Annotated in this window: 17 protein-coding genes and 1 pseudogene; 16 read left to right on the top strand and 2 right to left on the bottom strand. The window is 54.0% G+C overall.

Annotation, left to right across the window (positions count from 1 at the left end; genetic code table 11):
* The 5 genes and pseudogenes from A3EQ_RS22740 to A3EQ_RS0116785 all read left to right on the top strand — a co-directional run.
* A pseudogene (locus A3EQ_RS22740) lies at window positions 1–539 on the top strand (ISNCY family transposase); the annotation flags it as partial.
* Window positions 540–1078: 539 nt separating this feature from the next.
* Window positions 1079–1441, top strand: a complete 363-nt coding sequence (locus tag A3EQ_RS0116800) for an Asp23/Gls24 family envelope stress response protein (protein WP_020156317.1) — start codon at window positions 1079–1081, stop codon at window positions 1439–1441.
* A gap of 16 nt (window positions 1442–1457) precedes the next feature.
* On the top strand, window positions 1458–3134 hold the full coding sequence (locus tag A3EQ_RS0116795; protein WP_020156316.1) for a DAK2 domain-containing protein: 1677 nt from the start codon (window positions 1458–1460) through the stop codon (window positions 3132–3134).
* 337 nt (window positions 3135–3471) lie between these two features.
* Complete coding sequence (locus tag A3EQ_RS0116790; RefSeq protein WP_020156315.1) at window positions 3472–4563, top strand: inositol-3-phosphate synthase; 1092 nt, start codon at window positions 3472–3474, stop codon at window positions 4561–4563.
* Entirely contained in the window at window positions 4563–5900 is a 1338-nt protein-coding gene (locus A3EQ_RS0116785) for an NTP transferase domain-containing protein (protein ID WP_040369600.1), read from the top strand. Before A3EQ_RS0116790 ends, A3EQ_RS0116785 begins: the two co-directional genes overlap by 1 nt.
* A gap of 346 nt (window positions 5901–6246) precedes the next feature.
* Here the strand turns inward: A3EQ_RS0116785 and A3EQ_RS0116770 are convergent, their stop codons facing one another.
* Window positions 6247–6528: a hypothetical protein gene (locus A3EQ_RS0116770; protein ID WP_020156311.1), complete on the bottom strand. Its 282-nt coding sequence runs from the start codon at window positions 6526–6528 to the stop codon at window positions 6247–6249.
* Window positions 6529–6675: a hypothetical protein gene (locus A3EQ_RS22595; RefSeq protein ID WP_020156310.1), complete on the bottom strand. Its 147-nt coding sequence runs from the start codon at window positions 6673–6675 to the stop codon at window positions 6529–6531.
* Between the two features lie 403 nt (window positions 6676–7078).
* On the opposite strand from A3EQ_RS22595, the gene A3EQ_RS0116750 reads away from it, so the two are divergent.
* From A3EQ_RS0116750 to smc, 11 genes are all read left to right on the top strand, one after another.
* Window positions 7079–7357 carry a hypothetical protein gene (locus tag A3EQ_RS0116750; RefSeq protein ID WP_147402757.1) on the top strand — a complete coding sequence of 93 codons (279 nt, stop codon included), beginning with the start codon at window positions 7079–7081 and terminating at the stop codon, window positions 7355–7357.
* Window positions 7358–8006: 649 nt separating this feature from the next.
* Window positions 8007–8669: an L-serine ammonia-lyase, iron-sulfur-dependent subunit beta gene (sdaAB, locus tag A3EQ_RS0116740; RefSeq protein ID WP_020156306.1), complete on the top strand. Its 663-nt coding sequence runs from the start codon at window positions 8007–8009 to the stop codon at window positions 8667–8669.
* Between the two features lie 52 nt (window positions 8670–8721).
* Window positions 8722–9603 (top strand): L-serine ammonia-lyase, iron-sulfur-dependent, subunit alpha, encoded by an 882-nt coding sequence (gene sdaAA, locus A3EQ_RS0116735; protein WP_026500042.1) that lies wholly within the window; start codon window positions 8722–8724, stop codon window positions 9601–9603.
* A complete protein-coding gene (gene recG / locus A3EQ_RS0116730; protein ID WP_020156304.1) occupies window positions 9596–11641 on the top strand; it encodes an ATP-dependent DNA helicase RecG in 2046 nt (681 codons plus the stop codon). Before sdaAA ends, recG begins: the two co-directional genes overlap by 8 nt.
* 109 nt (window positions 11642–11750) lie before the next feature.
* Window positions 11751–12347, top strand: coding sequence for a transcription factor FapR (fapR, locus tag A3EQ_RS0116725; RefSeq protein ID WP_026500041.1), 597 nt, complete (start codon window positions 11751–11753; stop codon window positions 12345–12347).
* The gene (gene plsX, locus A3EQ_RS0116720) at window positions 12331–13320 is read left to right on the top strand and encodes a phosphate acyltransferase PlsX (protein WP_020156302.1); all 990 of its coding nucleotides are present in this window, start codon (window positions 12331–12333) and stop codon (window positions 13318–13320) included. Before fapR ends, plsX begins: the two co-directional genes overlap by 17 nt.
* A gap of 25 nt (window positions 13321–13345) precedes the next feature.
* The gene (fabD, locus tag A3EQ_RS0116715) at window positions 13346–14293 is read left to right on the top strand and encodes an ACP S-malonyltransferase (RefSeq protein ID WP_020156301.1); all 948 of its coding nucleotides are present in this window, start codon (window positions 13346–13348) and stop codon (window positions 14291–14293) included.
* Entirely contained in the window at window positions 14290–15033 is a 744-nt protein-coding gene (gene fabG / locus A3EQ_RS0116710; RefSeq protein ID WP_020156300.1) for a 3-oxoacyl-[acyl-carrier-protein] reductase, read from the top strand. Before fabD ends, fabG begins: the two co-directional genes overlap by 4 nt.
* 90 nt (window positions 15034–15123) lie before the next feature.
* Entirely contained in the window at window positions 15124–15357 is a 234-nt protein-coding gene (locus A3EQ_RS0116705) for an acyl carrier protein (protein ID WP_020156299.1), read from the top strand.
* 403 nt (window positions 15358–15760) lie between these two features.
* Window positions 15761–16498, top strand: a complete 738-nt coding sequence (rnc, locus tag A3EQ_RS0116690) for a ribonuclease III (protein ID WP_020156296.1) — start codon at window positions 15761–15763, stop codon at window positions 16496–16498.
* Window positions 16499–16513: 15 nt separating this feature from the next.
* Window positions 16514–20071 carry a chromosome segregation protein SMC gene (gene smc, locus A3EQ_RS0116685; protein WP_020156295.1) on the top strand — a complete coding sequence of 1186 codons (3558 nt, stop codon included), beginning with the start codon at window positions 16514–16516 and terminating at the stop codon, window positions 20069–20071.
* Window positions 20072–20082: the final 11 nt, after the last annotated feature.

The raw sequence follows: 20082 nt of genomic DNA, 5'->3' as shown, positions 1-20082 counted from the left end.
TGACCCCACAGGCCAAAGGACGGATCGAACGCCTCTTTCAAACCCTGCAGGACCGTTGGGTTGTCGAGTTGCGCCTGCGCGGCATCCAGACCCTGGAGGAGGCAAACCAAGTCCTTCCGGAGTTGATCAAAGAACATAACGAGAAGTTTGCCGTAGCGCCTCTTGAACCGGAAAGTGCCTTTGTTCCTTTGGAACCGGGACAGACACTGGATTTGATTCTTTGTTTTCGCGATCAACGGAAGGTGGGACCTGGAGAAACCATCTCCTACCGAGGAAAAACGTACATCCTCGACGTCCCAAATTCCAGTCCAACCATTCCGGCCAAAACGCCGGTGGAAGTCCGAAAAACGCTGGATGGCAGACTGTTTGTCTGGTACAAAGGCAAGCCCTATCCCTTGAAGGAAGCAACCCGGGACAAAGCGGCAAAAACTCCTGAAAAGAAAAAGGAGAGCTCAGAGAAGAAATCTTACAAACCCGGACCTGATCATCCTTGGCGCAAATATAGGCCCACGAATTCAAAGGAACTGAAACCGGCTTGAATGGACTAAGGTCAAAGTAAATATATCAGTGACATATTCACTGACGCGTTAATATGACATTTTCACTGACGCTTGACATATTTCGGCCGGATTTGTGTTGTTCGTCCGCCTTTTGTCCCCTTGCGGCGCGTCCGCGGACCGGTCCGGGCCCTTTTCGCGAAAGAAAGGACAAAGGGGAGAAGGGGAAACAGGGGGAACAAGCCGTGCCCGATCTGCGAACCCTTGGCGGCGGCTTTTCGGCCGGTGCGGGAAATCCGGCCTTTCCAACTTTGTTCGTTTTGCGTGAAAAGGAGGGGCATTTGCGGCGAAGGACCCTCTTTTCGCCAAACCGCCGGCGGAACCGGGCGGACGCCCAAGGAGGAAACAGGCATGGAAAGACGATCTTTTTTAACCGGCCGGGCCGTCCGGAAGATTTGAGAAACTGTGAACAAAGGAAGGTTCTGCGGCCAATTCCTTCCTGATATGATAGACTTTTCATTAAGGATCGAGTATAGTAAAATGGGTTCAGTCTTCGTCCTATTCCAAAAGGGGGAGTTAGAATGTCCATTGAATTGAAGACGAAATACGGACATATTGAAATTTCCAACGAAACGATTGCCCAAATTTGCGGCGGAGCGGCCGTCGACTGTTACGGAATCGTCGGCATGGCGTCCAAACACCAGATCAGGGACGGGATCTCGGAAATTTTAAAGAAGGAAAACTATTCCAAAGGGGTCGTTGTGCGCCAGGAAAACGGCCAAATCCACATTGACATGTACATCATTGTCGGCTACGGAACGAAGATTTCCGAAGTGGCCGCCAACGTGCAGACGAAAGTCAAATACGTATTGGAAAAAACGATCGGCCTTGCGGCGGACTCGGTAAATATATTCGTACAAGGAGTCCGGGTTATCAACCCGTAAGTAAGGAGGAGACGTTGTGGCAATTACGGTATTGGATGGGAAACGATTCGCAGACATGATTTTCCAGGGTTTTCACCACCTGTCGGAAAATGCGAAAAACGTTGATGCGCTGAACGTTTTCCCGGTTCCGGACGGCGATACCGGAACGAACATGAAGCTGACGATGAACTCCGGGGCGAACGAAGTGAAAAACCATTTGCAGGACCATATCGGAAATGTGGGGAAGGCGCTGTCCAAAGGGCTGCTCATGGGCGCCAGGGGGAACTCGGGCGTCATTCTTTCCCAACTGTTCCGCGGTTTTGCCAAGGCGATCGAAGAGAAAGAAAGCCTGGATGCCATGGAGTTCGCGAAGGCCTTGAACGCGGGTGTGGAGACGGCTTACCGGGCCGTGATGAAGCCCGTTGAAGGGACGATTTTGACCGTTGCCAAAGACGCCGCCAGAAAGGCGATGGAGACGGCGGCGAAGGAGAAGGATTTGGCCGTCGTGATGGAAAAGACGCTGCTTGCGGCGAAGGAGTCCTTGAGCAGGACCCCCGATCTTTTGCCCGTTTTGAAGGAAGTGGGGGTCGTCGACAGCGGCGGGCAAGGGCTCGTCTACGTTTACGAAGGATTCTTGTCCGCGCTGAAAGGGGAAAAGCCGCAAGGCTTGTCCGATCCTTCCGCGGTGATGGAACAGCTGGTGAAAAAGGAACATCATAAAACCGTGCAAAGCTTCATGGATACGGAAGATATCCAATTCGGCTACTGCACCGAGTTCATGGTGAAGCTCGAGGAAGAGAAGCTGAAGGCTCATCCCTTTTCCGAAGAAAAATTCCGCCGCGATTTAAACCGGTTCGGGGACTCCCTCCTGGTCATCCACGACAACGGCTTCGTCAAGGTACATATCCACTCGGAACAGCCGGGGGAAGTGCTGTCTTACGGCCAAAGGTACGGAAGCCTGACCAACATTAAAATCGAAAACATGCGGGAACAGCATTCCAACATCGTTTCCTCCGACAGGGAAGCTCCCGTTCCCCGGCCGGCGGCAAAACCCCGATCCGAATACGGCATCGTGACCGTTTCCATGGGAAGCGGCATCCGCGATCTGTTTTTGAGCATCGGGGCCCAGGAGGTCATCGAAGGCGGGCAGACGATGAATCCGAGCACGGAGGATATCGCGAAGGCCGTGGAACGGGTGAATGCCAAAACCGTATTCATCTTGCCCAACAACAAGAACATCATTCTCGCCGCCGAGCAGGCCGCATCCCTTTTTGAACAGCAGGCAATCGTGATCCCGACGAAAACGGTCCCCCAAGGATTGGCCGCCCTTTTGGCATTCAACCCCGCGAAGGATGCGGAATGGAATAAGAAGGCGATGAACGAGGCCGCAAATAAAGTGAAATCCGGACAGGTGACCTTCGCCGTCCGCGACACGTCCATCGACGGCATCTCCATCAAAAAAGACGATTACATGGGGATCCTCGACGGAAAAATCGTTGTGAACCATAAAGATCTGCTGGAAGCGGCCAAAGCGCTGCTCGAAAAAATGGTGGACGGGGAGAGCGAGATTCTGACCATCCTGACCGGCGAGCAGGTGACGGACGAACAAGTGGAACAATTGGAGAATTTCGTCGGCGAAAAATACCCCGATGTGGAGATCGAAATCCACAACGGAAAGCAGCCTTTATATCCGTTTATTTTTGCCGTTGAATAAGAAGAAAAGCTGCCGTTTTTGAAGCGGCGGCTTTTTTATTTATCAAGATCCGAAAAGGGAAGGGATCGCCTGCGGAAGGAACGGCCCGCCGGCGCTCAAAAAAAAGAAAATTTATCGTTGACACTACAATATTATTATAATATAATAAAGACGTCGCTTATTAGCACTTTTATAAGTTAAGTGCTAATCTGCGATATTTTCATAGTCGTCAGAAAAGGAGGGATTTAGCGGAGGCTCGAAAGATTTGCATGCAAAGTATGTTCAGTTTGTCACAAAAGAGGAGCATCACGTCCTACATAAGCGGCCAATCGTAATTTTAAAAAAGGAGGTATTTTGAATGGGAAAAATTAAAATTGCGATTGCGGGTGTAGGAAACTGTGCCAGCGCGTTGCTCCAAGGGATCGAGTACTACAAACATACGGGAAACGATCCGATCGGTTTGATGAGCTACGACTTCGGGGGTTACAAACCGGGAGACATTGAAGTCGTGGCGGCCTTTGACGTGGACGAAAGAAAAGTCGGCAAGAAATTGAGGGACGCGATCTTCGCAGCCCCCAACTGCACGACCGTGTTCTACAAAGACTTGCCGGATTATCCCGTCGTAGTCCAAATGGGCCACGTCCTTGACGGCGTATCTGAACATATGGTCGATTACAACAGCGACAAATCTTTCCGAGTCAGCAACGCTAAACCCGTTGATGTGGCAAAAGTGTTAAAAGAAAGCGGAGCGGAAATCTTGATCAACTACTTGCCCGTCGGTTCGGAAAAAGCGGTAAGATTTTACGCGGAAGAATGCTTGAAAGCCGGCGTCGGCTTCATTAACGCCATTCCCGTGTTCATCGCTTCCGATCCGGAATGGGAGAAGAAATTCCGCGAAAAGAATATTCCGATCATCGGCGACGACATCAAGAGCCAATTGGGCGCCACCATTCTGCACCGCACGCTGACCAAGCTGTTTGAAAACCGCGGCATCAAACTGGAACGCACCTATCAATTGAACTTCGGCGGAAACACCGACTTCTTGAACATGTTGAACCACAGCCGTTTGGCTTCCAAAAAGAAATCGAAAACCCAATCGGTGCAAGCGGAATTGAAAAACGAGCTGGAAAAAGAAAACATCCACATCGGTCCGAGCGACTTCGTGCCGTGGCTTAATGACAACAAGATCGCCTATATCCGCATGGAAGGCCGCGGGTTCGGAAATGTTCCGCTGTACGTGGAAGCCAAATTGTCCGTCGAAGATTCTCCCAACAGCGCCGGTTCCATCATCGACGCCATCCGCGCCATGAAACTCGCCTTAGACCGCAAAATCGGCGGCGCGCTCACATCCATCTCTTCTTTCACCATGAAATCCCCGCCTGTTCAAGTTACCGATACCGAAGCCAAAAAGATGGTTCAGGAATTTATCGACGGCAGGAGAGAACGTTAATGCGGGCAGTTATCCTGGCCGCTGGTGAAGGAAAGAGGATGCGGGCTCATTTCCAAGAGCCCAAACCTCTTATTCCTTTGCTGGGCATCCCGCTGATCGAGCGGAACATCCGTACGCTAAACAAGGCGGGAATCCGGGAATTTGTCATCATCACCGGAAAATATGACAAGGAAATCAAGGAATATTTGGGCGACGGATCGCAGTTGGGCGTTTCGGTCACTTACGTTTATAACGCCGATTGGGAGCAGGGTAACGGGGTGTCCGTCCATGCCTTCCGCCAATTGTGCCGCCCCGGGGAACGGTTTCTCTTGTTGATGGCCGATCACCTTTTCCAAGAGGAATTGGTGAAGGAATTCATCCGGGAAGCGGACCGATTGGAGGAAGGGGAAATCCTGCTCGCCGCGGACAACCGCCTGAATGACGTCTTCGATTTGGAAGAATGCACGAAAGTGCGCGCCGAAGGCGGCCGGGCCCTGGAGCTCGGAAAACAATTAAAGGAATTTCAGGCGGTCGACTGCGGCCTCTTTGTCGGTTCCGAATCCCTGTTGGGGGCCCTGTCCGAAGCCATCAACGCAGGGAAGCACACCCTCTCGGACGGAGTGAACATCCTTTGCGGGGAAAGGAAAGTGAAGCTGTTCTTCGTTTCCGGCCGCTGGATCGACGTGGATGATCCGCCGAGTTTCAAGGAAGCGGAAAAGATGCTGCTTTCGGGGCTCATTCCCGCAAAGGACGGCTTCATTTCCCGGACCATCAACCGGAAATTTTCCCTGCGTCTGACGAAAAAACTGGCCTATACCCGAATCACCCCGAATCAGGTTACCGCCCTTTCCTTTCTCATTTCTCTCGGCTCTTCCCTTTCCTTTGCGTTCGGAAGCCCGATCGCCGGCGGTTTGTTGGCGCAAATCTCTTCCATCGTCGACGGGGTCGACGGGGAAATCGCCCGGCTGAAATTTCAAAAGAGCAATTACGGCGGGCTTTTCGACTCCATCTTGGACCGGTATGCCGATTTCTTGATCATCGCGGGCATGGCCGTCGCCTGGTTTGCGGAAGCCTCCAGCCCCTATGCCTTGGCCATCTCCGCTTTGGCCCTCACCGGTCTGCCGATGTCGATGCTGGTGAAAGAAAAATTCCATGCCCTGACGGGAAAACAATATATTTCCGAGGAATATGACGGCTTTTTCCACTACATCCCGATGAACCGGGACGGCAGGCTTTTCCTCGTGTTCCTCGGCGGCCTTTTCAATCTCATCGGGCCGGCACTGGCCATCCTGGCCGTGCTTACCCATCTGCAAACGATTTACCGCTTGATCCGCATCCGCAAATTCATGATGGAATGAAACGGGTTTTGGGTTGTTGAGGCCGGACAGGCATTTTGTGAATGAAAAGGAAATTTCCCCCCGAAGGATTTTTCCTATGGCAAATATTTGCATGTCTTTTGTTTCCATGGAAACGGTCAACGTTGCCGCCAAACGTTTGGCCGTTTCTTTTTTTGCGGTGAACCATGGCCGCCTGGGCCGGTCCTTTTCCGGGCGAAGGATCCCGGTTTCCGGGAACCGGATCTACTGCCGGCACGGAATCCCAGAACATGTCGTTCAAAACGCCCGCGGGATGAAACCGGGTCCTGATGCCGGCGGTTTCATCGGCCGCGGTTTATGCCGGAAAATGGGGATCCCGCCGCCCGTTTCATCGTTCAAAATAACTCATGATCAAATAGGTAAGGTTTACTTTTTCGCCGTCGTGGCCGGTTTCGGCCTTGCGGGCGGCCTCATTGATCAGCTCCGTGATTTTCCGGTTTAATTTTTTCCAATCGGATTTTGCTAGTTCCACATTGATGACGCTGGCTTCCCCGCGATGATCTTCCCTTCCTTCGATCAGTTCCCGGTCCAGGGCGGATATGGCTTTATTGGCGAATTGATAGAGTTTTCCAATTACATAATCGGACTCTTCGGAAATATCTTCAGCCATTTACGTGAATTGGCTGCCGTCGATTTGCTTCGCCAAGTAATATTTTTGCTTCATATTCCCCGCTTGCTCTTCCTTTACCGCTTCAATCAGGCCGATGATTTCCAGCTTTTTGATATGGTAGTATAATCTGGACGGTTCTTCGTTCAATTCTTGGGCGATCGTTTTTATTGTTTTCGGACGGAATGGATGGAACGGAAAATTTTTATTTTTTTCTCATCCAATAAGGCTTTGGCGATCCCCGGTTTTTGTTCGCATCGGTCTTTAGCCATTTCGTATTGGGTTCCGTATCGAGGGCGTTGCCCGAATACGCCGTCCACAGGGGAGGCGAGTCTTTCTATTCCTCTTATTTGGCTTTCATGACTTTGGGGAATATGGCAGGCACTCTAATGGCGGCGCATATGAAAAAATATCCCCTCAGGCGGTCAGTCATTGTCGGTTTCCTTTTTTCGTCGGCGGCTTGGGCGATCTCCTCATTGAGCGGCTCCCCGTTTTATCGTTGTTCTGTTTCGGTGCGGCCCAAATCCCGCTGGGGGTAACGAATATCGTTTTTGTGTCAACGTTGCAGGAATTATTGCCCGTCGAAATGGTCGGCAGGGTGTTTTCGGCCATTGCCGGCGCGGTAAGCATGGCCGGCCCCCTTGGCGCCTTGCTGGGCGGATTCCTTGGATATATGTTCGGCAGTTCCATCGTGTATTCTTTGGGTATATGGGCCATGTTGCCCGTTTCCAACCAATGGTTCATCGATCCGCTGTTGAGAAATATCCCGAATCCAAGGAAAATGGACCCGGTGAAATACGGATTAAGCCGCCATACCGCACTGAACCGTTAATATGGCAAAACAAGAAAATAAGGGGGAAGGGGAGGGCGTTTCCTGTCCGGACCATGAACGGGCGTCAAGGACCAAAAATCGGATGCCGGGCTTTTCGGGAAAATTTCCCGTACAGCCGACGCCGACATCCCGTCGTTTTTGACGGCTGCCGAACCCTCGCGGCGTACCCGGTACGGCAGAGTCGGTGAAACAAATCCGGAATCGCCTTTTCTAAAAAATTACACCGCATTCCCTTTTTAAGCATCGAAATCGGCAAAGTTTTCCGTTCGAAGGGATTTTATTTCTCGCAAAAATAGGGGGTGAAATGTCGAAGCGAAAGATAATGGAGCGTCCGGAGGACATAATGGAAAGGAAGGCTGTCCGCATATCGCATCAAGGAATCCGATGCCGGCAAGGGGGCGCGGCGGTCTCCGCGTTTCATTCAAGCCGAGAGGGCAATAGGTCATTGAAGGGAAATACATTGGAAGGCATGGGTATTGCAATGGGATGCGGGGCTCCTGCAAGGCCGGTCCGACAACCGCCCGGGAAATCTTGACCAATGCCCTCGCCGGAAAGAAAGTTTCCAATGAAACATATATTTAATATAATAATAGTAATGGCAGAAGACGATAACGCGCGTATTTGAAAAAAATCGGGGGAGTTGTGCGGGATGAAATACCGGAGCGTGTTCGACATTATCGGCCCGGTCATGATCGGCCCCTCCAGTTCCCATACCGCGGGGGCGGCGAGGATCGGACGGGCGGCGCGAAGCATCTTCGGCCGCGAACCGAAATGGGCCCATATTTATTTTTACGGGTCCTTCGCCGAAACTTACCGGGGCCATGGGACCGATGTGGCCATCGTCGGCGGGCTGCTCGATTTCGATACCTTTGATGAAAGGATCAAGCGGTCCTTGGAGATCGCCGCAGAAAAGGGCTTGGAGATCCATTTTCACAAGGAAGCGTGCGTTCCCGACCATCCGAATACGGCCCGGCTCCATATCGGCGATGAAGAAGGAGAACTGGAGCTCGTCGGCGTATCCATCGGCGGCGGAAAAATCGAAATCGACGAAATCAACGGATTTAAAATCAGGCTGACCGGGGAGCACCCTTCCATCATCGTGATCAACAACGATCGGTTCGGGGCCATCGCCAACGTGGCCCATGTACTGGCAAAAAACGAGATCAATATCGGTTACATGCAGGTGTCCCGGAAGGAGAAGGGAAAGACGGCCTTGATGACGATCGAGACGGACCAGAACGTGGATGAAACCATTTTGGATGAAATCCGAAAGCTGCCGAATATTTTGCATGTGGCGAAAATCAACGAATAAAAAAGGGGAAGGAGAAAATGGGCAAATTCAGGGGACAGGAGGAAAAACGATGTTGTTCCGGACGGTGAAGGAGCTTGTCGAACTGGCGGAAAGCCGAAACAAGAAGATCAGCGACATTATGATCGAACAGGAGATGCTCATGAGCGGCAAAAGCCGGGAAGAAATCGTTTCCCGGATGGAAAAGAACCTTGAGGTGATGGAACAGGCGGTGGAACGCGGGCTGAAAGGAGTGGCTTCCCGTTCCGGCCTGACGGGCGGGGATGCGGTCCTCCTGCAGGCGTACATCGAGAAGGGGGATTTCCTTTCCGGCGAAATCTTGCTCGACGCGGTGAGCAAGGCCGTCGCCACCAATGAAGTGAATGCGGCCATGGGCGTCATCTGCGCGACCCCGACGGCCGGAAGCGCCGGGGTCGTGCCGGGGACGTTGTTCGCCGTCAAAAATAAATTGCATCCCAGCCGCGAGCAGATGGTCGCCTTTTTATTTACCGCCGGGGCGATCGGGTACGTCATCGCCAACAACGCCTTCATTTCCGGGGCGACCGGCGGGTGCCAGGCGGAAGTCGGCTCGGCTGCGGGCATGGCCGCGGCGGCCATCGTGGAAATGGCCGGGGGAACGCCGAGCCAATGCGCGGAGGCGACGGCCATCACGCTGAAAAACATGCTCGGGCTGGTCTGCGATCCGGTCGCCGGGCTGGTGGAGGTTCCCTGCGTGAAACGGAACGCCATGGGGGCAGCCAACGCCATTGTGGCGGCCGACATGGCGCTTGCCGGCGTGAAGAGCCGGATCCCTTGCGATGAAGTCATTGAAGCCATGTTCCGCGTAGGGCAGGCGATGCCCCAAACCTTGAAAGAAACCGCACAAGGAGGGTTAGCGGCAACGCCGACCGGTCGAAGGCTGGAAGCGAAGATTTTCGGCACCGCAAAAAATGAATGAACTGGAAAAGCCGGTGACGGCCATTCAAGGAATCGGCGAGGAGACGGCCAGTCGCCTCGCGGAACTGAATATTCATACCGTCGGCGATTTATTGTTTTATTTTCCCTTCCGCCATGAAGATTATCGCAGCAAGCATCCGGAAGAAGCCGGCCACGGGGAAAAGATCACCCTCGAGGGCACCGTCCAGAGCGAGCCGCAAGTCGCCTATTATTCCGGGAGAAAGTCCCGCCTTTCTTTCAAGATGCTCGTGGAAGGGAAACTGGTTTCCGTCGTCTTTTTTAACCAGCCCTATTTAAAAAACAGAATCCGCCCGGCGCAGCGGATCGCCGTGTCCGGAAAATGGAACAGGTACCGGATGCAAATCGTCGCCAGCCAATACCGCCTGGAAGGGACCGAGCAGGAGAACCTCCTTCAGCCGGTCTATTCCGTCAAAGGGGATTTGACGGTCAAGGACTTAAGGCGGCTCATCTTTCATGCCCTGAAGCAATACGGCCATCTCGTCGAGGAAATCTTGCCGGAGCCCTTATTGAAAAAATACCGGCTCCTTCCGAGAAAAAATGCTCTGTACGCCCTCCATTTCCCGAAGGACGGGGAGTTGCTCCGCCAGGCGAAGCGGCGTTTCATTTACGAAGAGCTCTTGCTGTTCCAATTGAAAATCCAATTGCTCCGCAGGACCGCCCGGGAAGTCCCGGAGGCGAAGGCGATCGAGTTTGACCCGGAAAAACTGAAATTGTTTATCGAATCCCTCCCCTTCCCGCTGACCGCCGCCCAAAAAAGGGCGCTCGGGGAAATCCTCCGCGACATCCGTTCCCCGTACCGGATGAACCGCCTGCTCCAAGGTGATGTCGGATCCGGGAAGACGGCCGTGGCCGCCGTTTGTTTGTACGCCGCGGTATTGGGAGGATACCAGGGCGCCCTGATGGTGCCGACGGAGATTTTGGCCGAGCAGCATGCGGAAGTCCTTGAACGGTATTTCCGCCCGTTCGGCGTGAAAACCGCCCTGTTAACGAGTTCGGTCAAAGGAAAGGCGCGGGAGCGGATATTGACGGATTTGGCGGAGGGAAGCATCGACGTGGTGGTCGGCACCCACGCCCTCATCCAGGACGAGGTGAATTTTTTCCGTTTGGGCCTCGTCATCACCGATGAACAGCACCGCTTCGGCGTCGAACAGCGGAAGATCCTGCGGGAAAAGGGGGAAAACCCCCATGCCCTGTTCATGACCGCGACCCCCATTCCGCGGACTTTGGCCATCACCGCCTTCGGGGACATGGACGTTTCCGTGCTCGATGAACTGCCCGCCGGCAGAAAGCCGGTAAAAACCTACTGGGTAAAACCGCAAATGTTGCCGAGGGTCCTCGCCTTCATGGAAAAGGAGCTGGAACAGGGGAGACAGGCCTACGTGATCTGCCCACTCATCGAAGAATCGGACAAACTGGACGTGCAGAACGCCATCGACGTCCACGCCTCCCTTTCCCGGCATTTCCATCCCCGGTACCGGGTCGGGCTCATGCACGGACGGCTCTCTCCCGACGAAAAGGAAAAGGTGATGCGGGCCTTCGCCCGAAACGAAATCCAGGTCCTGGTATCGACGACGGTGGTCGAAGTGGGCGTCAACGTCCCCAATGCGACGTTCATGCTGATCTATGATGCGGAACGGTTCGGGCTGGCCCAGCTCCACCAATTGCGGGGGCGGGTCGGGCGGGGCGGAGATCAGGCCTATTGCGTCCTCCTTGCCGACCCGAAATCGGAAACGGGGAAAGAACGGATGAAAATCATGACGGAAACGACCGACGGATTTTTATTGAGCGAAAAGGATTTGGAGCTGCGGGGGCCCGGAGACTTTTTCGGAACGAAACAAAGCGGGCTTCCCGAATTTAAGCTGGCGGATATGGTGCGGGATTACCGCGCCCTTGAGGCCGCCCGGAAGGACGCGAAAGAAATGGTCGAATCGGAACGTTTTTGGACCGGCGAAGAGTACGGGCCGTTGCGGAAACTGCTGGAACGCGAGGAGGCGTTGAAGGGAGAAAAACTGGACTAAAGGAAAGAATATTTTGAATGCAAGAATCTCCTTGCATTCTTTTTCTTGCTTATTTATACTACTGTTAGTACCTAGTCATAATTTTTCCATAAATTGCGTGGTGTACCCCATGAGGCTTCGAAAAAAAGAAAGGCAGCAGCTTTTGAAGGAAACGATCGAAGAAAACCCGTTCGTCACCGATGAGGAACTGGCCGAAAAATTTTCCGTCAGCATCCAGACGATCCGCCTGGACCGCCTGGAGCTGTCGATTCCGGAATTGCGGGAAAGGATCAAAGATGTCGCCAAGAAAAACTTTTCCGAACAGGTGCGTTCCTTGCCGATCGACGAAGTGATCGGCGAGATCATCGATATCGACCTGGACGAGCGGGCCATATCCATTCTCGAGATCACCAAAAATCACGTGTTTAAACGGAATTCCATCGCCCGCGGCCATCATTTGTTCGCCCAAGCCAATTCCCTGGCGGTTGCCGTCATCGACGACGAATTGGCGCTGACGGCCAAAGCGAATATCCGCTTCATCCATCCGGTGAAAGAAGGGGACCGGGTCATCGCCAAGGCGAAAGTGGTCAATCGGATGGATGAAAAGGGGAGAACCTTGGTCGAAGTGAACAGTTACGTCAATCAAAAACTCGTTTTTACGGGCGAATTTTACATGTACCGTTCCAATAAACCGCTGAAGGAGAGTCAAAATGAGAATAGCCATTGATGCCATGGGAGGAGATCACGCGCCCGAGGCCGTCGTCAAAGGTGCGGTCCAAGCGGTTGAGCATTTCCGGGATCTGTCGGTGACATTGGTCGGCGACGAGGCGAAAATCGCCCCGTTTTTAAAAGAAAACAGCCGGATCGGCATCCTGCACACCACCGAAGTCATCACCGGGGAAGAGGAACCGGTGCGGGCGGTCAGGCACAAGCCCTCCGCCTCCATGGTGCTGGCCGCCAAAGAAGTGAAGGAAGGGCGGGCGGACGCCTGCATATCCGCCGGAAATACGGGGGCCCTGATGGCGGCGGGGATCTTCATCGTCGGCAGGATCAGGGGCATCGAACGGCCGGCTCTTGCGCCGATGCTTCCGACCCTTGACGGAAAAGGGTTCCTGCTTTTGGATGTGGGAGCGAACGCGGACGCAAAACCTTCCCATCTTTTGCAGTACGCCTACATGGGTTCCGTCTATGCCGAAAAGGTGAACAAGATTGAAAAACCCCGGGTCGGGCTGCTGAACATCGGCACGGAGCCGAAGAAGGGGAATGAACTGGCGCGCAAAGCCTATGAGCTGCTGTCGGAAGCGGATCTCCACTTTATCGGAAACGTCGAAGCGCGGGATCTGCTGGCCGGCGCCGCCGATGTCGTCGTCGCCGACGGTTTTACGGGAAACATGGTCTTGAAAACGATGGAAGGAACGGCCTACGCCCTGTTTCAAATGCTCAAAGACGTCTTGACGGGGAGCGTCAAGACGAAAATCGCGGCCGGCTTTTTGAAGAACGATTTGCTGAAACTAAAAAGCAAGATGGATTACACCGAATACGGCGGGGCCGGCCTGTTCGGGCTGAAGGCGCCGGTCGTCAAAGCCCACGGCTCGTCGAATGACCACGCCATCTTTCATGCGATCCGCCAGGCCCGGGAAATGGCAGAAAGGCGGGTCACGGAAACGATCGAAAAAATGTTGGTTCAGGAAAGGTTCTAGAAAATATCGGGAAAAGGGGAATTCGATGGGGAAAGTCGCGTTTTTATTTCCAGGTCAAGGCTCGCAGACGGTAGGAATGGGCAAAGGATTTGCGGAAAAGGACCGGGACGTCGCGGACATCTTCCGCACCGCCGATGAGGTGCTGGGTTTTCCCTTGTCCGATCTGATCTTTGCAGGGCCGCAGGAAACGTTGACGGAAACCGTCAACGCCCAGCCGGCGATCTTGACGACAAGTTTCGCTTTTTTTGCCAAGGTGAAGGAAGCGGGGCTGAAAGCGGACTATGTGGCTGGGCACAGTTTGGGGGAATATACGGCCCTTGTCGCCGCCGGGGCCCTCTCCTTTCCCGATGCGGTAAAAATCGTCCGGGAGCGGGGCCGGCTGATGGAAGAGGCCGTTCCGAGCGGCCAGGGCACGATGGCCGCCATCCTGGGCATGGACCGGGAAAAGCTTGAGAAAGTCGTCAAGGCGGCCAGCACTCCGGAGGAGCCGGTCGAGCTGGCCAACATCAATTGCCCCGGGCAAATCGTCATTTCGGGAAAGACGCCCGCGGTGAAGAAGGCGGCGGAAAGGGCGAAGGCGGAAGGCGCCAAACGGGCGGTCTTTTTGGAAGTGAGCGGCCCGTTCCACTCTTCGCTGATGAAACCGGCGGCGGAGAAGTTCGCCGGATTTTTGGCCGGTTTCCCCCTCCGGGATGCGGAGATCCCCGTCATCGCCAACGTGACGGCAAAGCCCGTGCGGGACGGGGAACAAATCCGCAAATCCTTGATCGAACAGCTCTATTCTCCGGTTTTGTGGGAAGATTCCATCCGGACCCTCATCGGGTTGGGCGTCGATACGTTCGTGGAGATCGGTCCGGGGAAAGTGCTTACCGGTTTGGTAAAGAAGATTGACCGCTCCGCAAAGGCCGTCTCCATTCATGACGAGGAAAGCTTCCGGACGGTTTTGGAGCAATGGGAGGGAAATGAGGAATGAAGCTTTTGGGAAAGACGGCCCTAGTGACCGGGGCTTCCCGCGGGATCGGCCGGGAAATCGCCCTGGAGCTGGCCCGAAACGGGGCGGATGTGGCCGTGAATTACGCGGGCAGCCGGGATCTGGCGGAAGAGGTCTGCCGGGAGATCGAGGCAATGGGACGGAAGGCTTTCGCCGTGCAGGCCGATGTGAAAAATCCCGGCGACGTGGAAGCCATGTTTAAAGACGTGATCGGCCGCTTCGGCAGCCTCCACATCCTCGTCAACAACGCGGGGATTACCCGGGACACCCTGGTCCTCCGGATGAAGGAAGAGGATTGGGATGAAGTCATCGAAACGAATTTGAAGGGCGCCTTCCTCTGCACGAAACAGGCGGCGAGGCAGATGATGAAGCAGCGGTACGGCAGGATCATCAACATCTCTTCCATCGTCGGCGAAAGAGGGAACGTCGGCCAAGCCAATTACGTGTCGGCGAAGGCCGGGCTGATCGGTTTGACGAAGGCGTCCGCCTTGGAATTGGCCGCCCGGGGCATAACGGTGAACGCCGTCGCGCCGGGATTCATTCAAACGGACATGACCGACAGATTGCCGGAAGAGGTGCGGGAGGAGATGCTCAAACAAATTCCCCTCGCCCGCTTCGGCGAAACGAAGGACGTGGCCAAAACGGTCCTCTTTTTGGCGTCGGACGACGCCGCTTACATCACCGGCCAGACGATCCATGTCAACGGCGGCATGTATATGTGAGAACGTGCAAGAAAATGGTGAAAAGGGATTTGCCATGCCCTTTGGGCAAGTGATATATTAACGTTGGACCTTGGAAGGGAGGTGAACGGAATGGATGATATCTTGGAAAGAGTGAAAAAAATCATCGTCGACCGTTTGGGTGTCGAGGAGTCCCAGGTAACGCCTGAGGCCACGTTTAAAGATGATCTGGGGGCCGATTCCCTGGACGTGGTGGAATTGGTCATGGAAATGGAAGATGAATTCGGGATTACCGTGTCCGACGAAGATTCGGAAAAGATCGTCACCGTCGGAGATGCTGTCGAGTACATAAAAAGCAAATTATAATGGCGGCGCGAAAAACGGTGGAAAGCCGCATCCGGAAAAGAGGTTGGCGGGAAACGTCATCCTCTTTTTCTTTCCGTTCGAAAGAAAGTCTTGTTTTTCTGGAAGGTTCCTTCTATGTCTGAGACGAAGAAGAGGGTTTTTTGCCCGGACAAAGGATTCCGATTTCGGGAAGCGGCATGCGCCGGTTTCCGGTCCGGGATCCTTTCCGCATCGGAAAAAGATCTCCCGGACCGCTGAACCGGAACCCCGCGGCCAAATAGGAGAGCCGTCCTATCATAAACGCTTTGCCATTTCCCCCGTTTTCGTCTAAACTTGACTTGTAATGGCCGATAAAGGACCGGAAGGGCTGCCGAAGGGGAGCCCGAGCCGGTTTGCAATAACACTAGAGGTGCGTGAACATTCCATGAACAGGAACAGGAAAATGGCGGTAAAGAAACAATTGGATCAGCAGTTCAAAAAATTCCAAAGGGAGATCGGCGTTTTTTTTCACGACGAATCCCTCTTAAAACAGGCCTTCACCCATTCATCCTATGTGAATGAGCATCGGAAAAATTTCCAGGACGACAACGAACGCCTGGAGTTTTTGGGCGACGCGGTCCTGGAATTGACCGTTTCCCATTTCTTGTATCTCACCTATCCGATGATGGCGGAAGGGGAGATGACAAAATTGCGGGCGGCGATCGTTTGCGAGCCCTCCCTCGTTTCCTTCGCCCAGGAATTGAACTTCGGCGAATATATTCTTTTGGGCAAAGGGGAGGAACTGACGGGGGGCAGGGAAAGGCCGGCCCTGTTGGCGGATGCCTTCGAGGCCTTCATCGGCGCCCTGTTTTTGGACCAAGGTTTGGAAGCGGTCCAAAGGTTTTTGGAGCGGACCGTTTTTCCAAAAGTCAAGCAAGGTGCTTTTTCTCATATGATGGATTATAAAAGCCTGCTCCAGGAAATCGTTCAGCGGGAAGGAATCGGGACCATCGATTACGAAATATTGGAAGAAAACGGACCCGCCCACAATCGGGAATTCGTCGCCCAAGTTTTGCTCAACGGGAAAAGTTTGGGCGTCGGAAAGGGGAAATCCAAGAAGGAAGCGGAACAGCACGCCGCCAGGATCGCCATCGATGCGATCAAGGCGGAAAAACAGATTTGAGGCGGGAGGAACGAAATGTTTCTCAAGAGATTGGAAATCGCAGGATTCAAGTCATTCGCGGACCGGGTCGCCATCGAATTCGACAAGGGGATCACGGCGGTTGTCGGTCCGAACGGCAGCGGAAAAAGCAATATTACCGATGCCATCCGCTGGGTATTGGGGGAGCAGTCGGTCAAATCGCTGCGGGGCGGAAAAATGGAGGACATCATCTTTGCCGGGAGCGCCAACAGGAAGCCGTTGAATTTCGCCGAGGTTTCGCTGATCTTGGACAACGGGGACCATTTTTTGCCCGTCGATTATAATGAGGTCATGATTACAAGAAGGGTGTACCGTTCCGGCGAAAGTGAATTCTTCATCAATAAGCAGCCTTGCCGGCTGAAGGATATCGTCGACTTGATGATGGACTCCGGCATGGGGAGGGAAGCCTTTTCCATCATCGGCCAGGGAAAGGTGGACGAAATTTTGAACAGCAAGCCGGAGGAGCGGCGGACGATCTTCGAAGAGGCTGCCGGGGTCCTGAAATATAAAACGAGGAAAATGAAGGCCGAAGCGAAATTGGCGGAGACGGAAGAAAATTTGAACCGGGTGCGCGATATCTTGCACGAACTGGAAGGCCAGCTCGAACCGCTCAAGAAGCAGGCATCCGTGGCGAAGGAATATCTCGATTTGAAAAAGGAACTCGAGCGTTACGAGGTGGCCCTCCTCGCCCACGACATTGAACAGCTGTCCGGCGAATGGAACGCTTTAAAGGAGAAGATCCGTTCGCTGCAGGATGAAGAGCTGGAATTGTCCGTCCAAGTGCAAAAGAAGGAAGCGGAGATCGAACGGATCCGGGATGCCATGCGGGCTGCCGACCGGTCGGTGGATGAGCTTCAGCAAAAATTGCTTTCGGCGAGCGAAGAACTGGAAAAAATTGAAGGAAGGAGAGAGGTTTTAAAGGAGCGGAAGAAGAATTTCGCCGAGAACCGGAAGGCCTTGGAACAGGCTTTGGACGAAAGCCGGGCAAGATTGGAATCGCTGAAAAAGGAAAGGGAGACCCTCTCCGCCCAACTGGCCGAACTGGAAGGGCAGCTGGCGGAAAAACGCCGGCTTCTTAAGGAAAAGCGGGAGAAGCTGGAATTTCTTTCGGAAGATGTGGAAGAAAAGATTGAATCGTTAAAATCCGACTACATCGATCTCTTGAACCGGGAGGCGGCGCTGAAAAACGAACAGCGCCTGCTCGCCCAGCAGCTCGAAAGACTCGAATCCCAGTATGAAAAACAAAAAGAAGAGAAGGAAAGGGTCCTCCATGACCGGGACCTGCTCGCCGCCGAAGGGGAGGAACTGGAAAGAAAGCGGGGGATCCTTGCCGAAAGGGCGGAAGCGGAACGGGAACGCCTCCAAAAGGAGGAACAGGAACTGCAGCGTTTCCTCCGGGAAGGGGAAGTGCTGGAAGAAGCGTTGCGGAAGATCGCCCAGGAAGTCCACCAGCTGAAGTCGAGAAAAGAAATTTTGCAGGAAATGGAGGAGGATTTGGCCGGCTTCCATCAAGGGGCGAAGGAAATCCTGAAAGCGGGAAAGAAGCTGCCCGGGATCGAAGGGGCGGTGGCCCAATTGATCCGGGTGGAAAAACCCTACGAGCTTGCCGTTGAAACCGCCTTGTCCTCCAGCCTGCAGCATATCGTCGTCCGCGACGAGGAATGCGCCCGGACGGCGATCAACTACTTAAAGAAACATTCCTCCGGCCGCGCCACCTTTTTGCCCATGTCGGTCATCAAAGGACGAACGATCCCCCCGGAGCAACGGCGCCATTTGGCGGAAAACGAAGCCTTCGTCGGCATCGCCAGCGAACTCGTCTCCTTTCAGGAAAAGCACCGGAACATTATGGAGTACTTGCTCGGCACGGTCATCATCAGCCGCCACTTGCCCGGGGCCAACGAGATCGCCAGGGCCTCCGGGTACCGGTACCGGATCGTCACCCTTGACGGGGATGTGGTCAATCCCGGCGGCTCGATGACGGGCGGGGCGGTGAAAAAAAACGCCTCCTCGTTGCTGTCCCGGAAGCGGGAGATGGAAACGCTGGAAGCGGAAATTGCCCGCCGGGAGGAGGAAGGCCGCAAAAAGCGGCGGCTCCTTGACGAGACGAAAGGGAAAATCGGCCGGTTGAAAGAAAACCTGCAAAAGGCAAAGGAAACGGAAGAAGGATTGAAGAAGGAAGAAGAGCGGGTCAGGGAAGCGCTGAAGGAGATCGAATGGCGGCGGAAAAACTTGGAGGACAGGCTTCAAATTTTCGCGGCGGAAGAGGCGTCGTTCCTTCAGGAAAAGGAACGAATTGCCGGAAAAATGAAGGAAAACGCCGGCAGGCTGGAACGGATCCGGGCCGAGGCGGAGGAAATCGATTTGGCGGTAAAAGCCTTGTCGGAGAAAAAATCCGTCGACCAATCCCAAAAGGATTCCCTGACGGAGGAAATCCAGGCGCTGAACATTCAAATCGCCAAATTGGAGGAACAAATCCGCCACATCAAAGCGCGATCCGAATCGGCGGAGCTCGGATTGAAGGAAACGGAAGAAGATAAAGCGGAGCAGGAAAAACGGCTGGAAGAGATGATCCGCGAAAGGGAAGAGGATGAAAAATCGGAGGCGGAACTGGCCCGGTTGGCCGAAGAAAAACAAAAGGAAAAAAATTCCATCCTTGACCGGATCGCTGAGCGGAGACAGGAAAGGAACCGGCAGCAGCAAATGCTTGAAGAGATGGAGAGGGATGTCAAGGAATGGAAAAGGCTCCACAAAACCGCGGCCGACCGGCTGAAGGAAGAAGAAGTCAAACTGGGCCGCCTCGACGCGGAACTGGACAACCTGCTGCGGAAGCTGTCGGAGGAATATTTTCTCACCTTTGAAGCCGCGAAGGAACAATATCCGCTGCCGGAGGCCCCGGATGAGGCGCGGAAAAAAGCGAAATTGATCAAGCGTTCCATCGACGAGCTGGGCACGGTCAATTTGGGGGCGATCGAAGAATACGAGCGCATCCATGAACGGTATACCTTTTTGCGGGACCAGCGGGACGATCTTTTGGAGGCGAAAGACACCCTGTTTCAAGTGATCGAGGAAATGGACCAGGAAATGATCAAACGTTTCAAGGAAACCTTCGAGGCCGTCTCCGGGGAATTCACGTCCGTCTTCAGAAATCTGTTTTCCGGCGGGTATGCCGAACTGAAGCTGACCGACCCGGACGATCTGCTCAATACCGGCGTGGAAATCGTCGCCCAGCCTCCGGGGAAAAAACTGCAAAACCTCTCCCTGCTGTCCGGCGGCGAACGGGCATTGACGGCCATCGCCCTCCTGTTTTCCATCTTGAAGGTGCGCCCCGTTCCCTTCTGCGTTTTCGATGAAGTGGAAGCGGCGCTGGACGAGGCGAACGTCTACCGGTTCAGCCGCTATTTAAAAAAGTTTGCCGAGGATACCCAGTTCATCGTGATCACCCACAGGAAAGGGACGATGGAGGAGGCGGACGCATTATACGGCATCACGATGCAGGAATCCGGGGTGTCCAAACTCGTTTCCGTCCGTCTGGAGGAACAGGAGAACTTCGTATAGCAACGGAAAAA

Source organism: Caldibacillus debilis DSM 16016, assembly GCF_000383875.1.
Taxonomy (GTDB): Bacteria; Bacillota; Bacilli; order Bacillales; family Caldibacillaceae; genus Caldibacillus; species Caldibacillus debilis.
Note: the sequence above shows the minus strand (reverse complement) of the source record. Positions and strands in the feature narration are given on the sequence as shown.